We start from the raw sequence: 22,122 nt of genomic DNA on the forward strand, positions 1-22,122 counted from the left end.
GGTCAGCTCCCGCCCAGCCGGAGCAGCGACCACACGGTCCGTACCATGATCTTGATGTCGGAGCCGAAGGACCACCCGTCGATGTAGTGGTTGTCGAAACGGGCGCGGTCCTCGATCGAGGTGTCGCCGCGCAGCCCGTGGACCTGGGCCCATCCGGTGATCCCGGCCGGCAGCCGGTGCCGCAGGCCGTATCCGGGAATGGTGCGGGAGAACTCGTCGACGAAGTGCGGGCGTTCCGGCCGGGGGCCGACGATGCTCATGTCTCCCTTGAGAACGTTCCAGAGCTGCGGGAGCTCGTCGACCGACGTCCTGCGCAGCAGCCTGCCCACCCGGCCGACCCGGCTGTCGTGGGCGATGCTCCACAGGGTCGCCGACTCGTGCGCGTCGGCGGGTTTCATCGTCCTGAGCTTGATCACCTCGATCGGCTCTCCCTGGCAGCCCACCCGCCGCTGCCGGAAGAGCGGGCTCTGGCCGACCTCCGCGCGAATGATCAGCGCGCAGAGCGCGAGAAGCGGCGCGGTCAGAAGGAGGCCGATCAGCGCGATCGTGATGTCGAGTGCCCGCTTCAGCGGCCAGAGCGCGCTGTGCTGCGCGGCGGGACGCATGCGGAGCAGCGGGAAGCCGCGTACGTGCTCGCGCAGCGTGACGAAGTCGACGATCAGTTCGCTCAGGTCGAGCGCGAGGTACACGTCGCAGCCCAGCGCCCTCGCCGTCCGCGCGAGCGGCTGCTGCCCTGCCCCCGCGAGGATCACCGCGCGCACCTCGTAGGCCTGGATGATGTGCGCGGCCTCGCTGGGCCGGCCGAGAACGGGCAGGTCGGAGGTGTCCCCGGCCGCCTCGTCCAGGAAGCCCAGGGGATACAGGCCGTGCTCCGGGTGGTCGAGCAGGCTCTCCGCCAGCCGGCGGCCGTACGGTCCCGCGCCGATCACCAGGGTGGGCGCCGACCGTCCGTACCGGTGCGCTCTGCGGGCCGCGAAGGCGAGCATGCTCCTGCCGCACACGGCGAGGAAGGTGTAGAGCACCGCGCACAGCACGATCGTGACGAACGACGCCGACTCCCGGAAGGCCACGCAGGCGGCCAAGAAGCCGGATCCGGCGATCCAGCCGCCACGGTCGAGACCGGAGGCCAGGACCTGCGGCGCGTACACCCGGCCGAGGCCGTTGAGCACGACGACCAGGACGGCCGCGACGGCGACGGGCGGAATGCCCCGGCCCGCCTGGGCGGCGGTGAAGGCCATGCACAAAAGGTCGACGCCGACCAGGACGAGTGGCTGCGCTGCTCGCCATGATCGTGAGCTCCGGCGCTCCGCCGGCCGCGCGGCCCGGCGATCGCCCCCAACGCTAACAGCCACTGCTTCTCCGGACATAGCTCGTTCGACCGGTCTGACCTTCGATCAGCCAATCCATCCACCCATGAAGCCCATAGTCACCTTTTCGGCAACCTGCCGCGGCATAGGGCGTTGAGCAGGGGCTTTCCTAGGCAATACGCGAACAATCCCGCAGCGAGCGATTTGATGGTAGCTCCACCAGCCGGAGAAAATCGAATACGTGAAGGGCGAAAGCACCGCGCCGCTCGGCAACATTTCCTTGGCCATTCTTTGAGCAGGCAAATGCAATTTCGACGTTTAGCTCCGGATTTATCACGCAAAACGGCGGCGCCCACGGGGACACCGCCGTTCTGGAGCCGACCGGCCTACCGCCGCAGGACCATCCTGGCCGGATTCACCAGCAGGAGGCCCGCGACGCCGAGCACGGGCAGGAGGGTGAGCTGCCAGAGGCCGGCGCCTTCCCAGCCGAGCGCGCCGACGAGACGGGCGAACAGCAGCCCCGAGAAGGCGGCGGCGACGTAGTACGTGAGGATGAACAGCCCCGCGCCCCGGCCGACGTGGTGCGGGCGGACGGCCCGCTGCATGGCGGTGGAGCAGTTGGTGAACAGGAAGCCGCTGGCGAAGGTGCCCATGAGGAAGGAGAGCAGATACTGCGCCGGAACCGCGGTCGCGACCTGGTACATGAGGTAGGCGGTGACCGACGTGGCGACCATGGCGAGCATCAGGAGGCGGGCCTGGTTGAACCGGTCGCCCAGCCAGCCCGCCGGCAGGGCCATCATGGCGCCCAGACCGCCCATGGACACCGCGAAGGCCGCCTGGTCCGCGGTGAAGCCGAGCCCTTCGCGGAGGAAGGTCGGGTAGAGCCCGAGATAGCCGTAGAAGACCAGGCCGGACACGGCGCAGGCGATGCCCACGCCGAGGGTGTTGCGGTTGTAGGGGGAGGCCGGCACGTGCTCGTACGCGGTGGCGTCGGCCTGCGAGGCCCCTCCGGTGACCGCCTCGGTCATCTTGCGCGACACCGTGAACGCGATGAGCAGGCTCATGGCGAGACCGGCGGCGGCGAACAGGAAGAACGGCGTGCGCCAGGTGCCGGAGCTCTCGGCGAGCCCCGTGCCGATGAGCGGGCCGAGGAAGACGCCCAGCCCGAACGCCACGCCCACGACGCCCGCGGCCAGCGCGCGCCGGTGGAAGAAGAACGCGCCGATCACCGCGTACAGGGCGGTGGCCTGCACGCCCTCGCCGATGCCCGAGACGAGGCGGTAGATGCTCATGTCGACGAACCCGACGGCGAGCGGGATGGCCAGCGTGCCGAGGGAGTAGACCAGCACGCTGATGACGATGATCGTCCTGCGGGAGAGCCGGTCGGCCAGGTAGCCGGCCGGGGGCCCGGCGAGCGCGAGCCCCAGCGTGAAGCCGGTGGCCAGCAGCCCGCCCTGCTCCAGGGAGAAGCCGAGCTCGGTCCGGATCTCGGGCAGGAGGGGGTAGAAGATCTGCCGGTCCATCGCGTTGAGCATGTACGACGCGCACAGGACCGCGAACCCGATCGCGACGGAGGCCTTCGTCACCTGCTGGGAGGCACCGCCCTGGGGGCGCTCTGTGGTGCTGCTCATCTGGCGCTCCTATGCGCTGGAGGGCACGAGACCACTGCCGGGCACGCGGCCGCGCGCTGAGCGGACATTCGTCCGTACAGTGGTCACCATGGGCTGGCCTCAGAATGATGTGCCCAGGGTCGCCTGTCAAGGGTCTGTTCCCACCCGGAAGGTCACCTCGGACAATTGTCCGCAGTATGGCTGTCCTCGTCCACCCACGCCGGTTCTCGCTCGTCCCGGCGCATCCACGGCTCAGCCGGGCTCCGTTCGGGAAGAGCGCCGATCAACGGCCCGCCGGGCTCCGTTCCAGGCGGGCGCCGATCGGCGGGTCAGACGAGCTCGGCCAGGAACTCCTCAACGGCCGCGGCTTCGGGCACGCCCAGGTCGGCGTAGAGGCGCCGGGACCGTTCCGCGTGGTCCCGCGCCGCGTCCACGCGGCCACGATCATGGTGGGTGCGCGCCAGTCCCTCGTGGGCGCGCGCCTCCTCGGCCCGGTTGCCCACCTCGCGCGCGACGGCGAGGGCGTCGCAGTGACGCGCGACGGCCTGGTCGTGGTCGCCGAGGCACCGGCCGGCCTCCCCCAGACCGTTGAGCGGCGCGGCCTCGTCACTCCGGCCGCCCAGCTCGCGATAGAGCTCCAGCGCGTGCCGGTGCTGGTCGCGGGCCTGCTCGTACCGCCCCTGCGCCAGGTAGTCCTGGCCGAGAAGGTCGAGCACGCCGGCCTCACCGCTCCGGTTCCCCAGCCGGCGGTGGAGCGCGAGGGCCCGGCGATGGTGGTCGAGCGCCGCGCGATGGCGTCCCTGCCGCTGGTGGCTGACGCCGAGACTGCTCAGCGTGTAGGCCTCCCCGACGGGGTTGCCGATCTCGCGGCTCAGGGCGAGAGCCTGCTCCAGATGGTGGTCCGCCCGCTCGTACGCGTGCCGTCGCAGGCACACGTTGCCGAGCGTGTTGTGCGCCCGCGACTCGCCGAGCCGGTCGCCGGCCGCGCGGCACAGGTCCAGGGCCGGCCCGCAGACCTCGTACGACTCCTCGTAACGGCCCTGCCGCCAGCGCACCCAGGCCAGATCGAGCCGGGCCAGCGCCTCGCCCGCCGTGTCGTCCCCGCGGCGGGCGGCCTCCAGCGCCTTCGTGTGCACGATGATCGCGTCGGCGTGGTGGGCGTGACCGTCGAGGTAGGGATGCACGACGGTCGCCAGCCGGCCCGCGTGCACCGGCCAGTCGCCGTCGGCCGCCCGGCTGCAGGCGGCGACGAGGTTGGCGCGCTCGCCGTCCAGCCACGCGCTCGCTTCGGCGCCGTCCACGAACGACACGGTCTCCGGCGCGGCGAGTGACGGCCTGCGGAGGCCGCCGAACGGGTAGAGAGCGGCGATCGCCGCGGCCGCCGTGCGCAGGTAGTGGTCGAGCAGGCGGGTCAGGGCGTCGTGCCGGGCCTCAACCGTCTCCTCGGCGGAGACGGTGGCGCGCGCGTGTTCGCGGAGCAGGTCGTGGAACGTGTATCTCCCAGGCTCGTACTGCGCCAGGACATGGGCGTCCAGCAGGTCCTCCAGCAACGTCTCCGCGTGGTCGGCGGGGACGCCGGCCAGCGCGGCGGCGGCGTGGACATCGACGTCGCGCCCGGGATGCAGGCCCAGCATCCGGAACATGCGCTGCCGCTCGGCATCCAGATGCCGGTACGACAGCGTGAACGCGGCCGCGACACCCCTGTCAGGGGTGGACAGCTCGGCCAGCCGGCGGCGCTCGTCACGCAGCCTGCCGGCGAGATAGCCGGCGGTCCAGCGAGGGCGATGGTGCAGCCGCGCGGCGGCGATCCGCACGGCCAGCGGCAGGAACCCGCACAGCTGCAGCACGTCGAGGACCGCGCTCGGTTCGGCCGTCGCCCGTACCCCCACGATCGAGGTGAACAGCCGCACGCCGTCCTTGGCCGGCAGCACGTCCATGGACAGCGTGCGGGCGCCGTCGAGATCGACCAGCCGGCGGCGGCTGGTGACCAGGACGAGGCTGTCGGAGGCGCCCGGCAGCAGGGGCTTGACGTGGTCGGTGTCGGCGGCGTTGTCCAGGACGATCACGACCCTGCGCTGGGCGAGCTCGGCCCGCCACAGCGCGGCCCGAGCGGCGACCGAGGAGGGGATGCGTTCGGCCGGCACCCCGAGCTGGCGCGACAGCGTCTCCAGCGCGGCGCCCGCCTCGATCGGCTCGTGCCCCGCCGTGTGCGCCTGCAGGTCGACGAAGAGCTGCCCGTCGGGGTACCGGCCGGCCAGCGCGTGCGCGGCGTGAATCGCCAGCGCGGTCTTCCCGATGCCCGCCATCCCGTCGATGGTCAAGATCGTCGAACCGGGCCCGAGCCCGGCGATCCGCTCCAGCTCGACGGTTCGGCCGGCGAAGTCGGGAATGTCGTACGGCAGGAAGTTCGCCCGCCGGGGCTCGCGTGCCGCGGCATTGTCCCGCGGCGGGAGCTGCTGATCCGCATCGCCCCGCAGCACGGCCTGCTCGATGGCCACGAACGCCCGGCCGGGATCCAGCCCTTGCTCTTCCACCAGCGACTCGCGGAACGCCCTGGCCACCGACAGCGCGTCGGCCTGCCGTCCCGCGCGATGCAGGGCCAGCATCAGCTGACCCGACAGCCGCTCGCGCAGCGGGTGCGCCGCCACGTGCGCGGACAGCTCGTCGATCAGGTCCTCGTGCCGGCCCAGCGACAGCTCGAGGTCGGCCAGGCGCTCGATCGCGGCCAGTCGCCGCTGCTCCAGCCGGCTTCGCGCGCTCTCGACGTAGTCGGCGTGCACGTCCGCCAGCGGCTGCCCCCGCCACAGCGCGAGCGCGTCGCGTACCTGGCGGGCGGCGCTGTCCGGATCGGCCTCCTTCTGGGCAGCCGCCATCCGGCGGGCGAAGTCCTCCACATCGAGCTGTTCCGGTTCGATGGCGTACCCGCCCGGGCGGGTCACGAGCAGCCGCGCCGCGCCCGCTTCGCGGAGCACCCGGCGGATGGCGGTGACGGCGGCCTGGATCTGCGCGCGGGCGGTGTCCGGCGGCGTCACGCCCCACACCGCGTCGCTCAGCTGATCGGCGCTGAGCACGGTGCGGGCGTGCAGCAGCAGGTACGCCAGCACCGCACGGTGACGTGGCGCCAGGCCGGTCAGCTCCCGGTCGCCTGCCATGACGTGTACGGGGCCGAGAACACCGAACCGCACGCCCACCCTCGCCTCCCCCCAATGACGCATAACCATCCATAGCGGACGCATCGCGAATGTATCAACCCGGCTTCCCATGATGAGTGCACAGGTGAGAGGAGATTTCGATCATGGAAGCCCGCATGAAGAACCCGGCGTTCGTGCTCCCCGAGACCATGAAGGGGATCCAGGCCGTCTACCAGGGCATCAACCAGGGCGGCGCGCCCGGTGAACTGCTGGAGATCGTCGCCCTGCGCACCAGCCAGATCAACGGCTGCGGCGCCTGCGTCCACGCCCACGTCCAGAACCTCAAGAAGTCCGGCGAGTCCGACGAGCGCGTGGGCAACGTGGCCGCCTGGCGCGAGGCGCCGTTCTACAGCGACGTCGAACGCGCCGCGCTGGCCCTCACGGAGTCCGTCACCCGGATCGCCGACCGGTCCGCGGACGCCGTGCCCGACGACCTCTGGGACGAGGTCGCCGACCACTTCGACGAGCGGCAGCTGTCCGCGATCATCCTGACGATCTCCATGACCAACTTCTTCAACCGCATCAACGTCACCGTCAAAGAGCCCACCGGCACGTCCTGGGCCTGACGAGATCAGGAAACGAGAACCATCCGATGTTCACTGCGTACGTCATCGTCGCCATTCTCACCGCCGCCTGGGTGGGCTTTTCGGCCGTCTCCGTCTTCATCCGCGCCTCCTGGGTGGTGGGTCCCCTGGCGGACTACGGGGTGCCCCGCACGTGGTGGCCCTGGCTCGGCGCCGCCAAGGCCGCGGGCGCCGCGGGCCTGCTCGTCGGGCTGTTCGTACCCGTCATCGGCGTCCTGGCCGGGATCGGCCTGGTGGCGTACTTCACCGGGGCCGTCATCACGGTGATCCGCGCCCGCTCGTACGCGCACATACCGTTCCCGCTGCTCTACCTGTCGCCGGTCGCCGCGTCCCTGGTGCTGGGGTTCATGACCTGAGCACGACCTGAGCATGCGAGACGCCCCTCCGCCCGCGCGGGCGGAGGGGCGTCCTGGGCATGCTCAGGTCGACAGACAGACTTGAAAGCCGATCCCCCGCCCTCCCCTGATCCGACAGGCCCGCGGACATATACGATCAGCGTGATGCCGAATCGTTCAAGGTCATGCTGCTGCCCTACGCGTGAGTAGCGCTACCTAGGGACAATTGCGCTGAACTCCCCATGTATCGGCCTGCCGTAGCGCGAGACATTGGCCGGCATGAACGGTCTCTACGCCCTCAAACCCTGGTACGCCGCCCGGCTCAGCGGAGTGCGGGCCTTCCTGGTCGCCCGCGGCGTCCGTCCTTCGGCCATCACCGTGTCAGGCATCGTGTTCGGGGCGGTGGCGGGAGCCGTACTCGCTCAGGGTGAGACGGGACCGTGGGTGGCGCTGGCCGTCGCAGCGGCCCTCGCCGGCCGCCTGGCCTGCGCGAACCTCGACGGCGGCGTCGCTCGCGACAGCGGCGGGAGCACCAGGTTCGGTGCCGTGGCCAACGAACTGGGTGACCGGCTCGCCGAGTACGCGGCGCTGGCCGGATGCCTGGCGCTGGCCGACCCCGCGCTCGTGGCCTGGGCCGCGCTGGCCGCCACCCTCCCCTCGTGGGCCGCACTCGCGGGCGCCGCCGCAGGGGCGCGGCGCCCGCAGGGCGGCCCCGCCGGCAAGACCGAGCGCTGCGTCCTGCTGGTGTTGTTCGCCCTCACGGGCTGGCCCGCCTGGCTGGTGGTGCTCGCCGCCGGCTCCCTGATCACAGCGGTCGTACGGCTCGCGCGCGTCCACCGCGAGCTGCGTAGCGCCCCCGCCCTTCAGGGGACCGGGTCATGATCCTCGACACCGCCCCCTACCTGGCCGGAGCCCTCGGAGTGAGCGGGCTGGCCGTGTGGTGGTCGAGGCAGCGGGAGCTGGTGCGCCGCTGGACCACCTGGGCCGTCGCCGCGCCGCTCGTGACAGGCAGCCTCCTGCTCGGCCCTCAGGGCGCCGCCGCGCTCGCGGTCGTGCTCGGCGTCGTCTGCGTCCTCGAATACTCCCGCCTGGTACGGCTGCGCGCCCCTGAACGCGCCATCCTGCTCGCCCACGCCACCCTGCTCCCCGTCGCCGCCCTGATGGGCGAGGTGTACGGGCCGGCGGCCGTGTGCTTACTGGCCGTGGTGCTGGCACCGGTCCTGTCCGGCGACGCGGAGGACGGATCCCGCAGGGCCGCCTTCGGGATGTTCGGGCTGCTGTGGTTCGCCCCGCTGGCCGGGCTCGTACTGCTCGGCCCCGCCCAGGCGTTCGCGCTCTGCCTGGCCGTCGCCATCGCCGACGTGGCGGCGTGGTGCGGCGGCAAGCTCGGCGGCGGCCCGCGGCTGTCACCGCTGTCACCGGGCAAGACCTGGAGCGGCGTGCTGGGCGGCGCGGCGGGCGGGCTCGGCGTGCTGGCCCTGCTCGGGTCGCTCACCCCCGCTCTGGCCGTCGCCGTCGCCGTCGGCGCGCCCCTCGGCGACCTGGTGGAGTCGATGGTCAAGCGCGGCGCGGGCGTCAAGGACGCGGGAGCGTGGCTGCCCGGCTTCGGCGGCCTGCTGGATCGTGTCGACTCCCTCCTGATCGCCCTGGCCCTGGCGGTGGTGCTGACGTGAACGGCGCTCTCCTGCGGAGATGGTTGTGGCGGACCGCCTTCACCTGCAACGGCGGGCTGCGGGTGGAAGGGACGGTTCCCGACGGGCCGTGCGTGGTCGTCGCCAACCACTCCTCGCACGCCGACACGGCCGCGCTGCTCGCCGCGTTGCCCGCGCGCAGGCGGCCCGTGGTGGCGGCCGCCGCCGACTACTGGTTCGCGGGCCCGCTGCGGTCACTCGTCTGCCGCTCCCTCGTCGCCGGCTTTCCCGTACGGCGGGGCGGAGGCGGCTCGGCCGACCTCGCGCGTGCCGTACAGCTCCTGGAACAGGGACGCATCGTCGTCGTCTTCCCCGAAGGCACGCGCTCGCGGGACGGCCGCGTCGGCGAGTTCCGCTCCGGGGCCGCGCGCATCGCCGCCAAGGCGGGCGTGCCGCTCCAGCCCGTCACCATCCGCGGCACCTCCGAGGTGCTGCCCGTACACGGGCGGGTGCGGCGGGGCCGGGTCCTCGTCCGCTTCCGCCGGCTGGTGCACGACCTGGAAACAGCACACAACCTCATCGAAGGAGATATTTCATGAAGTGGACCCTCATGCGGCTCCTGCTGCGCACGGTCGGGCAACTGAGCGAGGGCGTCCGCATCGGCTACCGTCACGGCTTCGACAGCGGCACGATGCTCGACTACGTCTACGCCGACGAACCCCACGGGCGTCTCGGCCTGGGCAAGCTCATCGACCGCGGCTACCTGAACGCCGTCGGATGGCGTGCCATCCGTGCCAGACGGGCCCTGCTGCACGACGTGCTCAGGGAGGAGGTCTCGGCGCGAGCCGGCCGGGCGCTGATCCTCGACGTGGCCTCAGGCCCCGGCCGCTACCTGCAGGACCTGGCCAAGGAACAGCCGGAGACCCAGGTGGTCTGCCGCGACCTGACGCCCGACGGGCTGGCGCTCGGCGAGAAGCAGGCGGCGGCGCGCGGCCTGACCAACATCGTGTACGAGCAGGGCGACGCCTTCGAACCCGCACCGCTCGACCGCCCTGCCGACATCATCGTGGTCTCCGGGCTGTACGAGCTGATCCTGGCCGAGGAGCAGATCAGCAAGTCGGTGGCCCGCCTGCGTGACCTGCTCGCGCCCGACGGTGTCCTGATCTTCACCACCCAGACCCGCCATCCACAACTGGAGTTCATCGCCAACGTGCTGCCCAACCGCGACGGCGCGCTGTGGGTCATGGAGTGCAGGTCGGTGCAGCAGGCGCACGGCTGGGCGCGGGAAGCAGGCTTCGAGGACGTCGTCAGCCGCATGGAGAAGGTGGGCCTCTTCGCGGTCACGACCGCGCAGAACGCCGGCGTCGCCAACAGCCGCTAGCTCGACCACCCGGCACCCCTCAGAGCAGACCGAAGGGATTCCGAAACCATCCCGAAGGGGGTACATCACACGATCGGTATCGACCCCAGCAAGAACGACGCGAAGGAGACCACCATGAAGCTTCTGACCATCTCCGGAAGCCTGCGCACCGGCTCCTTCAACACTCAACTGCTCACCCACGCCGAAGACCTCGCCCGCGACGCCGGGCATCAGGTGCACAGATTCAACCGCGTCAGCGAGATCCCGCCGTTCAACGAGGACCATGAACAACGGCCCGTCGGCGTGGTCGAGGATTTGCGAGCCGAGGTTCGTCACTCCGACGCCGTGCTGATCGCCACGCCGGAGTACAGCGGCAGCATTCCCGGCCAGCTGAAGAACCTGCTGGACTGGGCCGCCCGACCGGACGGCGCGTGCGTCTTCACCGACCTGCCCGTCGCCGTGATCAGCGCGAGTCCCGGCAAGTTCGGTGCCGCCTGGGCCCGGGAGGCGACCGAGCACATCCTCACCCAGATGGGAGCCACCGTCCTGTCCACCGGTTGGGGCCTGCCCCTGGTGCACGAACGGGCAGCCGGCAACACCGGCCTCATCGATGACGACGCCGAGAATCAGCTGCGCACGATCATCGGACGGCTGGCCGAAGCCCTCAACGGCCCCGGCGGCCAGGACGCCGAGCCCTCAGCGGCCAGGCACCGCACAGCCGCGGTTGCCGGCGCATGACTGACGCGCAACACGATGCGCATCACCGAAGGACATCTCCCTCAGAGGCCGTTACCGCACCGTATGGAGAGGACCATGTCGTCTCACGATCACTCCGCCAAGCACATGCAGGCCGAACAGCGGCGCAGCATGGCACCGCACCAGTCGCCGGACGGTGCCCCCTCGCCGGATGCCACGCGCACTCCAGCACACACCGACCCCGAGCAACGCAGGTGGTGGGCCTTGGGGTTCGTGCTGACCGGCAACCTCGCGGTCTTCGCCGCGGTGACCATGATGAACGTCGCCCTGCCCGCGGCCCAGCAGGCACTCGGCCTGACCGATGCCTCCCGGGCCGCGGTGGTGACGCTGTACTCGCTGTGTTTCGGCGCGTTCATGCTCCTGGGCGGGCGCCTGGCCGACGTTGTCGGGCTACGCCGGTGCCTGACCGCCGGTCTCGTCGGCTTCGCCGCGGCCTCCCTGCTCGGCGGCGTTTCCCCGAGTGCCGAGGTGCTCCTGGCCGCCCGGGCCTTACAGGGCATGACCGGTGCGCTGGTCGCGGCCACCGCGCTGGCGATGATCTCGGTGATGTTCACCCACGGGCGTGCACGAGCCCGCGCCTTCGCCCTGTTCGGGATGGTCATGGGGATGGGCACCGCCGCCTCGTTCACCCTCGCCGGTGCCCTGGTCGACGGTTTCTCCTGGCGGTGGGTGATGCTCATCACCACACCCGTGGCGCTGCTCGTCGCCCTGGGATTGGTCCGTACCGCACCACCCACACCGACTGCCGGACGCGCGCGGCTGGGACTTCCCAGTGCGCTGCTCGTGACCGTGGCGCTGGGCCTTCTGGTGTTCGGCTTCGATCGCGCCAGCACCCTGGGATGGGCTCATCCGGCCACCTGGACGTCGCTGGCCGGCGCGGTCGTCCTGCTCGGCCTGTTCGGCCTGGTGCTGCGCCGTTCGGCACACCCGCTGATCCCGCCACGGCTGCTCGCGGACCGGCTACGGCTGGCGGCATTCACGTCGGTCTTCGTCGTGGGGATCGGCATATTCGCCGGCATGTACATCCTGACCACGTTCCTGCAAGGTGTGCTCGGCTACAGCGCCTTGTTGACCGGTCTGGCGTTCCTGCCCTACGGCCTGTCCGCGATGGCGACCTCACAACTCCTGACCGTTGTCTCAGGGCGGGTGTCGGCCGTTGCGATGCTTGTCGTGGGGTTGTTCATCTCGGCTGCCGCGATCGCCTCGTTCATCCTGCTGGGGACCGACTCGACCTACGTCACCGGCATCCTGCCCGCCATGCTGCTTCTCGGCGCCGGCGGAACCATCGTGATGGTCACCGGCTCCGACGCCGCCACCCGTGGAGCCGGCGCCGACAGCGGCATCGCCAGCGCGTTGGTCAACTCCGGCCAGCAGATCGGCGCTGCCTTGGGAACCGCGCTGCTGACCGCCATCATGACCGCCACCACGCGCCGTCACCTCGCCGGGGCCGGTGAGCTGGACGCCACCTTGGCCGGCTATGCGCACGCCAGCGCCGTCGGTGCGGCCATCATCGCCCTCAGCGCGATCGGCGTGCTCGTCCTGGCCCGCGGGCCTGCCGGCCACCGTCATCGTGCCGTGGCATGACCGCCTTGGAAGACGCGACCGCTTGCAGGTGGTCGACGGGGTCGTGGGCGCCACCTCGGGCCATCGCAGCGGAGAACTCCCGATCGGACAGCGTCTCGGCGATGCGTTCGCTGACCCGTCGGATGTCCCGGCGCTCGGGCACCGACGGCTCAGCGCCTGCCCGGGTGCGGATCGCTTCGGCTGCCCCCAACGAATCGGCGGCCGCTCGGGGATCTGCGGCCAGCATGCGGATGGCCGCCGCCAGTTCGAGCATCCTTGCTGTCGTACGAGTGTCACCGCGCTGCGGAGTCAAGGAGACGAACGTCTCGAAGGCCGCGATCGCTGCGGCCAGGTCGTGTTCCTGGGCAGCCAGAAAACCCTGCTCGAACTCGGTCAGCAGCTCGGCGTTCGCTGCCTGGGTGAATCCTCGCCACCGGTCGAGCAGTGTGCGTGCCCCGGTCAGGTCGCCGCGGTGGCGCGCGATCATCGCCTCGGCGAAGTCCGCGTAGGCGAGGCCGTTGGCGAAACCGATCTCGGCCGAGATCGCCCGTGAATCCGTCAGATCCTTGACGGCATCGTCCAGGTTCCCGTCCCGAAGGGCAGCGATCGCTGACCCGGTGAGCCAGAGCGACGTCTCCGACTCGATGCCCAACTCTCTGCTCATGGCCAACGCCGCGGTGACGGCAGCCGCCGAGCGCCGGTGGTCGCCGACCAGTTCAGCGAAGCGGTGCTCGACCGCCAGCGCATACATGCTGCCGTAGCCGTCGTCCACTTCGCGGAGCACCTCGGACACTTCGCGACCGTCCGGAAGCCCGCGGGGGGCTTCACGCCACAGGGTGACGATCAACCAGTCACGTCGACACGCCGCCACCGCGAGATCCCAGTCCTCGCCGTGTCCGGCGAGGCTCGCAAGAGCCTGGTCGACGTGCCGTTCACCAGCCTCCCGCAGCCCAGCCGACAGGAGGGAAGCCCCGGCGAACCATTGCACGCGGGCCTTGGTCACCGTCTCAGCGCCGAACCCGTGCAGCGCTTCCTCGATGTGTCGTGCCCCTTCTTCTGTGTCGGCGCTCATGCAGGCTGCCAGGGTGGCCGCTGCCGCGTAGTCGTCACCGCCGACGCCGGGCAGGTTGAGCACCGTCTGCAGATCGCGGCCCAAGCGGGTGTGGTAGCCGTCGATCCATGGGCTGATCGAAAAACCGGGTACGCACACCTGATGCCAGAACGTGGCAAGCGTGAGTGCCGTGGCGCTGCGGCCGTCGCCTGTTCGTACGGCCTCGTCGAACGCGTGCCGCATCTGGGCACGTTCCGCGGAGAACCGAGCCAACCAGTGACGCTGCTGCCGAGTGCGTAGTCCGTCGTCGGCCTCACACGCGAAATCACCGTAGTAGCGCAAATGTCGTCGAGCGGTGGCCTGTCGTTCGGCGGAGGAGTCGAGCTTCTCACCCGCATAGGCGGCGATCGATTCCAGGAGGCCGTAGCGCACGCCGGCCGGGGTGGATGTCGTCGTGACCAAGCTGCGGTCGACCAGGCCGATGAGGACGTCGATGACTTCTGCGCGCTCCACTGCCGTCGTGCCGGGATCGTCGGGCTCGTCGGAGCAGATCGCCTCGGCTGCTTCCAGTCCCATGCTGCCGGGGTGGACCGCCAGCCGACGCAGCACTGCTCGTTCGGTGTCGTCGAGCAGCGACCAGCTCCAGTCGATCATCCCGCGCAGGGTCTGTTGCCGACGCGGCGCCGCATGTCCGGGACGGCGCAGGATGCTGAGCCGGTCGCTGAGCCGTTCGAGCAGGTCGGTCACCGAGAGCCCCCGGATGCGGGCTGCCGCCAGTTCCAGCGCCAAGGGCAGGCCGTCGAGACGCCGGCACAGTTGCTCGACGGCATCCACGTCGCCGTCATCGAGCCGGAAGGCGGGGTCGCTGCTCTGGGCCCGAGTGAGGAAGAACGATACCGCCTCACTCCGTCCGTCGCCCTCGGATGGTTCGGTGGTCAGGGTACTGACGTGATAGCGCTGTTCTTCGGGCAGTCCGAGAGGTTCGCGGCTGGTGGCCAGCACCCGCACGCCTCGGGCCTGGCGGAGGAGATCGGTGGTGAAGACGGCCGCCTCGGCGATGACATGCTCGCAGTTGTCCAGCACCAGCAGCACTGGTCTGGGTCCCAGCGCCTCGCTGAGTCGGTCGAGGGTGTTCGTCGTGGTGTCGTGCTCGGGCAGTCCGATGGTCATGGCCATCAGGGAAGCGATGCGCTCGCCCGATCCGAGTTGATCCTCTGGTGTCGCCGTCAACTCGGTCAGATCGGCAAACCAGGTGCCGCGCTCGAAATCTGATGCCTGTTCGCGGGCGACGTGCAGGGCGAGGCGGGTCTTGCCCACGCCGCCGATCCCGTTCAGCGTGACCAGGCGGGACCTGGCCAGGAGAGCCTTGATCTGCTCGCTCTCTTCGCGCCTGCCGATCAGCGGGCCGGTCTCGGCCGGGATGTTGGAGTGTCCGGTAAGGGAGTGCTGTGCGGGTCTGGCTGCAGAGCTGGAGGCCAGGATCGGGTCTTGACGGAGAATGTGGCTGTGCAGTTCGCGGATTCGAGGGGTCGGATCGACGCCGAGTTCCTCGGACAGGCGACGGCGTAGCCTCTCGAAGATCTCCAACGCCTCGTGTTGACGCCCGACCTGATAGAGCGCGGTCATCACCGAGCTCACCAGTCCCTCACGGGTGGCGTAGTCCTCGACGGCGCCGCTCGCCTGGCTGAGTGCCTGCTGCGGATCTCCCTGCTCCAGGAGTGTCTCGACAAGTGCTTCCACTGCATCCCCACGGACACCGTGCAACTCGGCGACAGCCGGCGCCAGCCAGACCTCCTCGGTCACATCACCGAAGGGATCGCCGCGCCACAGTGCCAGCGTCTCAACGAGCGACGCGGCCTTCTCCGGCGAGGACGACATCCGACGCGCGCGTTCCACGTTGCTCTTGAACAGGCCGGCATCGAGGGCATCCGGCTCCATGGCGAGTCGATATCCGGCGGGGGTGTGGGTCAGCAGTTCGCGGGCCCCAGGACGCGCTCTGTCCAGCGTGGCGCGCAGTCGGGAGAGCTTGGCTTGCAGGACCTTCTTCGGATCAGCGGGCAGGTCGCCGTCCCACAGGCGATCGATCATGGCATCGGCCGGTACAGGCCGGCCGTCGGCGGCGACCACTGAGGCCAGCAGCAAGCGCAGGTGGCGTTCAGCCACCTCTACCGCGATGCCCTCGTCGGTGCTGAGCCGAACCGGACCCAGTACCTCGATCCGCATGCTCACGAGTCTATGCCGGGCCGTCGCTGTGAGACTCGTCGAAGACCTTGGCGCGATTGCCGCCGTCACTGCCTGGTCGGCATGACACGCCCAGCAACAGAAAACCGCCCCTCACCCGTGGAGTTTCACAGGTAAGAGGCGGCCTGGTGTCACAGTGGAGGTGGCGGGAATCGAACCCGCGTCCTTCAACCCCAAGTCAGGGCTTCTCCGGGCGCAGCCCACTGTGCTTTTCTCAGCCCCGGCGATCACGCAGGCAAGTCGCCGACGGGCTCAGCCACTGTTGGATTTCCCGATCTCCCCCGTGGCCGGGTCGACCGGTTGAGCCTTCTAGCGATGCCAGACACCGGGCCGAAGGCACTCCCGGGCTGACAGTGGTTTCGCTGCTTAGGCAGCGAGGGCCAGGGAGTCCCTGGCCGCCACAGTGCTCTTGGAATTGGCACTTGTTGTTTGCGGTCACAGGATTAACGAGGTTATGTCCGCCGTCCTCGGCCCGCTTCACCTGGCTTGCAAGGCCAAAGTCGAAGCCAGTCACCCCCTGTGCAGTTGTCAACACATCTCTCGAAAGAGCTGCGCGACACGAATGTACATGGGACAACACCCTCCGCGCCAACTTAATTCCCTAACGGCGAAACCCCCGGGAGCGTGGCACGGTGGCACGCGCTCCCGGGGGCCGACCGGCAGGGTCGAGCCGGTCCGGACGGCAGGACTTCCCCCGAGATGAAGTCCTGATCTCATCACGGCGACTGGGTTCGCAACCCCCCGAGCGAGCCCAGTCATTCAGTAAGACGCAACCGGCCGCCCGAATGGTTGCTCACCGTAACGAAAAACTCACATCCGGTCGCCGACCGGCCTTCGCGGGTTCACCGGGCCGCCCTCACCGACGTCGCCAGGCCGGCCGTCACGGGTTGCGGAGGGCTGCGAAGAAGCTGCCCGCCACCGCGCCGGCGTCGTAGTTCTTCGCCAGCACCGCGATCGCCACGTCCCCCTGCCAGCCGACGAACCAGGTGTGCTGGTCGGCCGCCGGCGTCGTCACGCCGTAGACCTTCCCCCTGCCCGCCTGGGCGGGCGTGCCGACCGCGCCGGCCCGCATCATCGCCGTCAGCGCCACGCGGACCTTGGGATCGAGGGGCACCGGCGCGGGCTGGGCGGTGGGCACGATCTCGGCCGCGGGGTCGGGCGACTTGGGGTCGGTGACCAGCACGGGCGGACGCCAGGTGCCCGAGGCGACGGCCGCGGCCACGAGCGCCATGCTCAGCGGGCTCACCTCGACGTTCTGGCCCGCGATGGCCCTGGCCTTGTCGGCGTCGCCGGCCAGTTCGGGCAGGGCGCCGCTGAACGACTTGAGCGGCAGCCGCCACGGCTGCCCGATGCCGTAGGCCTTGGCGCTCTTGGCGAGGTCGCCGGCCGAAACCCGGCGGGCGAGCGAGGCCAGCGCGGTGACGCACCCCTTGGCGAAGTGTTCCTGGAACGTGGCCGACTGAGTCAGGCCGACGCTCCCGCCGGAGTTCGCGAACTTCGCGCCCCCGACGGTGCGCTCCTGCGGGCAGGCCAGCCGCTGTTTGGGGCTCACCCCGGCCTTGAGCAGCGCGTCCGCGGCCACGATCGAGAACGCCGTGCCGGCGGGGAACCTGCCGGCCAGCGCCTGCTTCTCCTGGTGCAGGTTCTTGGTGCCGACAGCGCGGATCTCGCCGGTGTTGCGGTCGACCGCCACCAGCGCGCTGGTGCCGGTGAGGGCCACCGCCCGCTCGGCCGCCGCCTGGACGGCGCGGTCGATCGTCGTCTTCACCGAGATGTTGCGCCGGCCCGGCCACTCCTTCAGCAGGGCGACCTGCTCCCCGGTCTTGGTGTCGAGGGTGATCACCTTGGTCTGCGTGGAGCCCGTCAGGTATTCCTGGTAGGCCTGCTGCAGGCCGCTCTTGCCGACCGAGTCGCCGGCCCGCTGAGGGCCGCCGAGCTTCTGCTCGCTCTCGGGCGTGAGCGCGCTGACGGTGCCGACGATCTGCCGGGGTGCGTCGGGGTTGACGGGCTGGTCCTGCGGTTCGATCTCGATCCCGGCGATGGCGTCGAGCTTCGGTTGCATCGTCTGGTAGCGCGAGCGCCCGAACGTGACCAGCTGCACGAACTTGTCAGGCGGTGACGACCTGATGCGGCTCAGCAGGCGGTCCTGGGCATATCCGGTGACCTCGGACAGCTTGGCCACGACCTCCTCCGCCTTGCCGCCCAGCTTGGCGGGATAGACGCCCGCGACGTAGAGAACGGTGTCGGTCTGCAGCGAGTCTCCCGACCTGTCGAGAACCGGCTGGCGGGGCGTCGGGTGGGTGTCGACGGCGAACCGCTGCCCCTCCTTGAGCTGCGGATGCAGCACGGAAGGCGACCAGCGAACCTTCCACACGCCGTCGACCAGGTGGAGCGGGAGCACGCCGTCGTATTCCCAGAGCGGGTTGTTCTCCCCGAGATCGACCTCGGCGTGGAAGCCGGCCTTGGACTCCTCGCCCGTCACGCTGACGTCTGTGATCTTGAAGCGGAAGGAGGCCGCGTCGAGCTCCAGCTTGGCGTCGGCCAGCGCCTTGCGCACCGTCGCCAGGTCGCCGTCGGCGCGGCCGGCCGCCAGCTCGTAGTCGCCCGACTGCCAGCCCACGAGGAAGTCGCGCACCGCGTCGTGCGGTGACGGCTCCTCGAAGCAGCCGGTCAGCATCGTGCTCGCGACCGCCAGCGTGAGGGTGGCGGTGACGGTGCGGCGGGCGCGTCTCATCGGTGCGCCGAGGGTGCGGCTGGCGCTCCCCATCGGTGCGGTGAGGGTGCGGCGGGCGCGTGTCATAGGTGCGGTGCCGCCACTCTCATCGGGTGCGGTGCCGCAGCGCCCGGGCCATCTCGCGCTTGGCCTGCTGCTCCGCCAGCGCGTGCCGCTTGTCCCAGTCTTTCTTGCCGCGCGCCAGGCCGATCTCGACCTTGGCCCGGCCGTCCTTGAAGTAGAGCACCAGCGGCACGATCGTGAGCCCGCCCTCCTTGGTCTTGGCGGCGAGCTTGTCGATCTCCTTGCGGTGCAGCAGCAGCTTGCGCTTGCGGCGGGCCGTGTGGTTGGTCCACGTGCCCTGCGAGTATTCGGGGATGTGGACGTTGAGCAGCCACGCTTCGCCGCCGTCGATGCTGGCGTAGCCGTCGGCGAGCGAGGCGCGGCCCTCGCGGAGCGACTTCACCTCGGTGCCCTGCAGCACGAGCCCGGCCTCGAAGGTCTCGTCGACGTGGTAGTCGTGCCGAGCACGTTTGTTCTGGGCGATGACCTTCCGCCCGGTCTCACGTGGCATGCTTCGACTTTACCGGCGGCCGGAGCGGCGGCGGCCCATCCGCGCGCGCACGGCTAGACCCTGAGGTAGCGGCGGAGCGTCACGAACGAGGCCAGCACACAGATCACGACGCCGATGAGCATGGTGATCGTGATCGTCTGAGCCACGTCGTTCCAGCCGAGCTGGGAGGTGGCGTCGCCGAAGAAACTGCCGAGCTCCTCGAACAGGAAGACCTTCGCCAGGATCAGAATGATCGCCGAGAACACGCCGCCGATCAGGCCGGCGATGACGCCTTCCATGACGAAGGGGAGCTGGATGTAGAGGTTGGACGCGCCGACCAGCCGCATGATGCCGGTCTCCCTGCGTCTGTTGAACGCCGACAGCCGGACCGTGTTGCCGATCAGCAGGGCGGCCGCCAGCACCAGGATGATCGCCACCGCCAGCGCGACGAAGGCGAGCCTGTCGAGCATGACGAAGAACGGTCCGATCAGCTCCTTCTGGTCGAGGACCTGCGCCACGCCCGGCTGGCCCTTCACCGCCTGGACGATCGGCTGGTAGTTGTCCGGGTCGACCAGCTTGATGCGGAACGACTGCGGCATGTCCTCGACCTTGGCGGCGTCGACGAGAGCCTTGTTGGCGGAGTAGGAGTCCTTGAAGTTCTTGTACGCCGCCGTCTGGTCCTCGAAGTACACCTCCTTGACCCCTGGGATGGCCTTGATGTGCGCTTCGAGGGCCGTGATCTGCTTGCTGGTGGCCTCCTTGCCGTTACACGCCGGCATGGCCGTGCCCTTGCCGCACAGGAAGACGGAGACCTCGACCTTGTCGTCCCAGTAGCCCTTCATCAGGCCGACTTGGGCGTTGATCATCAAGCCGACGCCCAGCATCGCCATACCGACCGCCACGGTGATGATCACCGCGATCGTCATGGTCAAGTTGCGACGGAGGCCGATCCAGACCTCGGAGAAGATGAAATTCGCCCGCATGTTCTGTCTGCAGCTCCCTGTCAGTACGCCTGGCCGTACACGCCACGCGACTGGTCACGGACGATCTTGCCGTCCTCCAGCTCCACGACACGCTTGCGCATGGAGTCGACGATGGCCGCGTCGTGCGTGGCCATGACGACCGTGGTGCCAGTCCTGTTGATGCGGTCGAGCACCTTCATGATGCCGATGCTCGTCGCGGGGTCGATGTTGCCCGTCGGCTCGTCGGCCAGCAGGATCATCGGCCGGTTGACGAACGCTCGGGCCATGGCGACGCGCTGCTGCTCGCCGCCGGACAGCTCGTCGGGCATGCGGTGGGCCTTGCCTTCCAGGCCGACCAGCTCGATGACCTCGGGCACCACCTTGCGGATGAACCGCCGGGGTTTGCCGATGACCTCGAGCGCGAACGCCACGTTCTCGTAGACGTTCTTGTTCGGGAGCAGTCTGAAGTCCTGGAACACGCAGCCGATGCGGCGGCGCAGGTGCGGCACCTTGAAGTTGGACAGACGCGACAGGTCTTTCCCGGCGACGTGGATCGCGCCGCCATTCGGCCGCTCCTCCTTCAGGATCAGACGCAGGAACGTGGACTTGCCTGATCCCGAAGGACCGACGAGGAACACGAACTCGCCCTTGTCCACGTCAACAGACACGTGGTCGAGAGCGGGCCGGTTCTGGTTCGCGTAGACCTTGATGACATTATCGAAATGGATCACGAGAGCATCACGGCATGCCAGTCTAGGGGTCAGGACGGAAGCGAGGGTGGCATATGCCCACTTCCCGCCACTGGCCGACCGGGGGCGTCTTCTTTACCGATGATCGACGTTCCGATTGGCCAGACGACAGTCTAGAGGGAAGACTGGCATGGAACGTCCATAACGGAAACAAAACGATTGTGCGGCTAGACTTGGGGCTGTCATGAGCTGTGAACACCTCGTATGCGCGCAATGCGCCCACCCCGTGATCGAGGGACGCTGCCCCGTCTGCCGCGCCAGCAGAGAACGTATGCACCAGCACGGCTTCGCCGGGCTGTCACCCGCCGTCGTCCTCGTGCTCCTCGTCGTGCTGCTCTTCGTGAGCCTCGTGCTCAACCACCTATTCGGCGTCTGACTCCTGGCGCCGCATCCAGCGGATCTCCGACTCGATGAACGTGTCGAGATCGCCGTCGAGCACCGCCGACGGGTTGCCCGCCTCGGTGTTGGTGCGCAGGTCCTTCACGATCTGGTAAGGGTGCAGCACGTAGTTGCGGATCTGCGTGCCCCATGACGTGGTGGACGCGCCGCGCAGCTCCGACATCTTCTCCGCCTCCTCCTGCCGCTTGCGCTCCAGCAGCTTGGCCTGGAGCACGTTCATGGCGGTGGCGCGGTTCTGCAGCTGCGAACGTTCGTTCTGGCAGGAGACGACGATGCCGGTCGGGATGTGGGTGATGCGCACCGCCGAGTCGGTCGTGTTGACGCCCTGGCCGCCCGGACCGCTCGAACGGTAGACGTCGACGCGGATCTCGTCCTCGTTGATGTCGATGTGGTCGGTCTGCTCGACCACCGGCACGACGTCGACCCCGGCGAACGACGTCTGCCTGCGCCCCTGGTTGTCGAACGGGCTGATGCGCACGAGGCGGTGGGTGCCGTGCTCGCCGCGCAGCGTGCCGTAGGCGTAGGGGGCCTTGACCGTGAACGTGGCCGACTTGATGCCGGCCTCCTCCGCGTAGGAGGTGTCGTAGACCTCCGTGGCATAACCCTTGCGCTCGGCCCAGCGCAGATACATCCGCAGCAGCATCTCGGCCCAGTCGGCGGCGTCGACGCCACCGGCCTGGGAGTTGATCGTGACGAGCGCCTCGCGGGCGTCGTACTCGCCCGACAGCAGCGTGCGGACCTCCATGGCGCCGACGTCGGACTTCAGCGTGTCGAGCTCCTTGTCGGCCTCGGCACGCGTGTCGTCGTCGCTCTCCTCGGCGGCCAGCTCGTAGAGGACCGTCAGGTCGTCGAGCCGCCGCGCCAGGCCCTCGACGCGGTTGAGCTCGCCCTGGAGATGGGAGAGCTTGCTGGTCACCTTCTGTGCCAGGTCGGGGTCGTCCCACAGGTCAGGGGCGGCAACCTGCTGCTCGAGCTCGTCGATCTGCTTGCGCATAGCGTCGAGGTCGAGCACGTCCTGGATGCTGCGGAGCGTGCCCGCGAGCTCGTTGATCTCTTCTGCCGGATCCATACCTGCCACGCCTCCCTACACTAGCCTCCTCCGGGGAGTTCACCTCCC

17 protein-coding genes and 1 other RNA gene are annotated in these 22,122 nt (G+C 69.6%); 8 read left to right on the plus strand and 10 right to left on the minus strand.

The genetic code is table 11. The annotated features are described in order from the left end of the window. Window positions 1-2 precede the first annotated feature (2 nt). The 3 genes from ACZ6SA_RS23515 to ACZ6SA_RS23525 form a co-directional block, all read right to left on the minus strand. Window positions 3-1,238 carry a sugar transferase gene (locus ACZ6SA_RS23515; protein WP_347643321.1) on the minus strand — a complete coding sequence of 412 codons (1,236 nt, stop codon included), beginning with the start codon at window positions 1,236-1,238 and terminating at the stop codon, window positions 3-5. Window positions 1,239-1,693: 455 nt separating this feature from the next. Next, the gene (locus ACZ6SA_RS23520) at window positions 1,694-2,938 is read right to left on the minus strand and encodes an MFS transporter (protein ID WP_347643320.1); all 1,245 of its coding nucleotides are present in this window, start codon (window positions 2,936-2,938) and stop codon (window positions 1,694-1,696) included. Window positions 2,939-3,246: 308 nt separating this feature from the next. Then, window positions 3,247-6,108 (minus strand): AfsR/SARP family transcriptional regulator, encoded by a 2,862-nt coding sequence (locus ACZ6SA_RS23525; RefSeq protein ID WP_465830340.1) that lies wholly within the window; start codon window positions 6,106-6,108, stop codon window positions 3,247-3,249. A gap of 104 nt (window positions 6,109-6,212) precedes the next feature. Here ACZ6SA_RS23525 and ACZ6SA_RS23530 point away from each other — a divergent pair, with 104 nt between their 5' ends. From ACZ6SA_RS23530 to ACZ6SA_RS23565, 8 genes are all read left to right on the plus strand, one after another. Beyond that, on the plus strand, window positions 6,213-6,674 hold the full coding sequence (locus ACZ6SA_RS23530; RefSeq protein WP_465830342.1) for a carboxymuconolactone decarboxylase family protein: 462 nt from the start codon (window positions 6,213-6,215) through the stop codon (window positions 6,672-6,674). Window positions 6,675-6,700: 26 nt separating this feature from the next. After that, window positions 6,701-7,048: a DoxX family protein gene (locus tag ACZ6SA_RS23535; RefSeq protein ID WP_347643317.1), complete on the plus strand. Its 348-nt coding sequence runs from the start codon at window positions 6,701-6,703 to the stop codon at window positions 7,046-7,048. A 258-nt stretch (window positions 7,049-7,306) separates the two neighbouring features. Then, window positions 7,307-7,909, plus strand: a complete 603-nt coding sequence (locus ACZ6SA_RS23540) for a CDP-alcohol phosphatidyltransferase family protein (protein ID WP_347643316.1) — start codon at window positions 7,307-7,309, stop codon at window positions 7,907-7,909. Beyond that, window positions 7,906-8,700 carry a phosphatidate cytidylyltransferase gene (locus ACZ6SA_RS23545; protein WP_347643315.1) on the plus strand — a complete coding sequence of 265 codons (795 nt, stop codon included), beginning with the start codon at window positions 7,906-7,908 and terminating at the stop codon, window positions 8,698-8,700. Before ACZ6SA_RS23540 ends, ACZ6SA_RS23545 begins: the two co-directional genes overlap by 4 nt. Beyond that, window positions 8,697-9,257, plus strand: a complete 561-nt coding sequence (locus tag ACZ6SA_RS23550) for a lysophospholipid acyltransferase family protein (RefSeq protein ID WP_347643314.1) — start codon at window positions 8,697-8,699, stop codon at window positions 9,255-9,257. Before ACZ6SA_RS23545 ends, ACZ6SA_RS23550 begins: the two co-directional genes overlap by 4 nt. After that, window positions 9,254-10,039: a class I SAM-dependent methyltransferase family protein gene (locus ACZ6SA_RS23555; protein ID WP_347643313.1), complete on the plus strand. Its 786-nt coding sequence runs from the start codon at window positions 9,254-9,256 to the stop codon at window positions 10,037-10,039. Before ACZ6SA_RS23550 ends, ACZ6SA_RS23555 begins: the two co-directional genes overlap by 4 nt. A gap of 114 nt (window positions 10,040-10,153) precedes the next feature. Continuing rightward, window positions 10,154-10,756 carry an NADPH-dependent FMN reductase gene (locus ACZ6SA_RS23560; RefSeq protein ID WP_465830346.1) on the plus strand — a complete coding sequence of 201 codons (603 nt, stop codon included), beginning with the start codon at window positions 10,154-10,156 and terminating at the stop codon, window positions 10,754-10,756. A 129-nt stretch (window positions 10,757-10,885) separates the two neighbouring features. Further along, entirely contained in the window at window positions 10,886-12,358 is a 1,473-nt protein-coding gene (locus ACZ6SA_RS23565) for an MFS transporter (RefSeq protein ID WP_465830374.1), read from the plus strand. On the opposite strand, the gene ACZ6SA_RS23570 is transcribed toward ACZ6SA_RS23565, so the two are convergent. From ACZ6SA_RS23570 to prfB, 7 genes are all read right to left on the minus strand, one after another. Beyond that, window positions 12,291-15,611, minus strand: coding sequence for a BTAD domain-containing putative transcriptional regulator (locus tag ACZ6SA_RS23570; protein ID WP_465830348.1), 3,321 nt, complete (start codon window positions 15,609-15,611; stop codon window positions 12,291-12,293). The two genes, ACZ6SA_RS23565 and ACZ6SA_RS23570, sit on opposite strands and share 68 nt — an antisense overlap. Window positions 15,612-15,763: 152 nt before the next feature. After that, window positions 15,764-16,147: a transfer-messenger RNA gene (gene ssrA / locus ACZ6SA_RS23575) on the minus strand. 362 nt (window positions 16,148-16,509) lie between these two features. Then, window positions 16,510-18,363: a penicillin-binding transpeptidase domain-containing protein gene (locus ACZ6SA_RS23580; protein ID WP_347643309.1), complete on the minus strand. Its 1,854-nt coding sequence runs from the start codon at window positions 18,361-18,363 to the stop codon at window positions 16,510-16,512. 85 nt (window positions 18,364-18,448) lie between these two features. Next, window positions 18,449-18,916: an SsrA-binding protein SmpB gene (gene smpB, locus ACZ6SA_RS23585; protein ID WP_132593604.1), complete on the minus strand. Its 468-nt coding sequence runs from the start codon at window positions 18,914-18,916 to the stop codon at window positions 18,449-18,451. A gap of 53 nt (window positions 18,917-18,969) precedes the next feature. Beyond that, window positions 18,970-19,878 (minus strand): permease-like cell division protein FtsX, encoded by a 909-nt coding sequence (gene ftsX, locus ACZ6SA_RS23590; protein ID WP_347643308.1) that lies wholly within the window; start codon window positions 19,876-19,878, stop codon window positions 18,970-18,972. A gap of 20 nt (window positions 19,879-19,898) precedes the next feature. Beyond that, the gene (gene ftsE / locus ACZ6SA_RS23595) at window positions 19,899-20,588 is read right to left on the minus strand and encodes a cell division ATP-binding protein FtsE (RefSeq protein ID WP_132333661.1); all 690 of its coding nucleotides are present in this window, start codon (window positions 20,586-20,588) and stop codon (window positions 19,899-19,901) included. Between the two features lie 379 nt (window positions 20,589-20,967). Next, window positions 20,968-22,083 (minus strand): peptide chain release factor 2, encoded by a 1,116-nt coding sequence (gene prfB, locus ACZ6SA_RS23600; protein ID WP_347643307.1) that lies wholly within the window; start codon window positions 22,081-22,083, stop codon window positions 20,968-20,970. Between the last annotated feature and the right edge of the window lie 39 nt (window positions 22,084-22,122).

Source organism: Nonomuraea sp. NPDC049378, assembly GCF_055586745.1.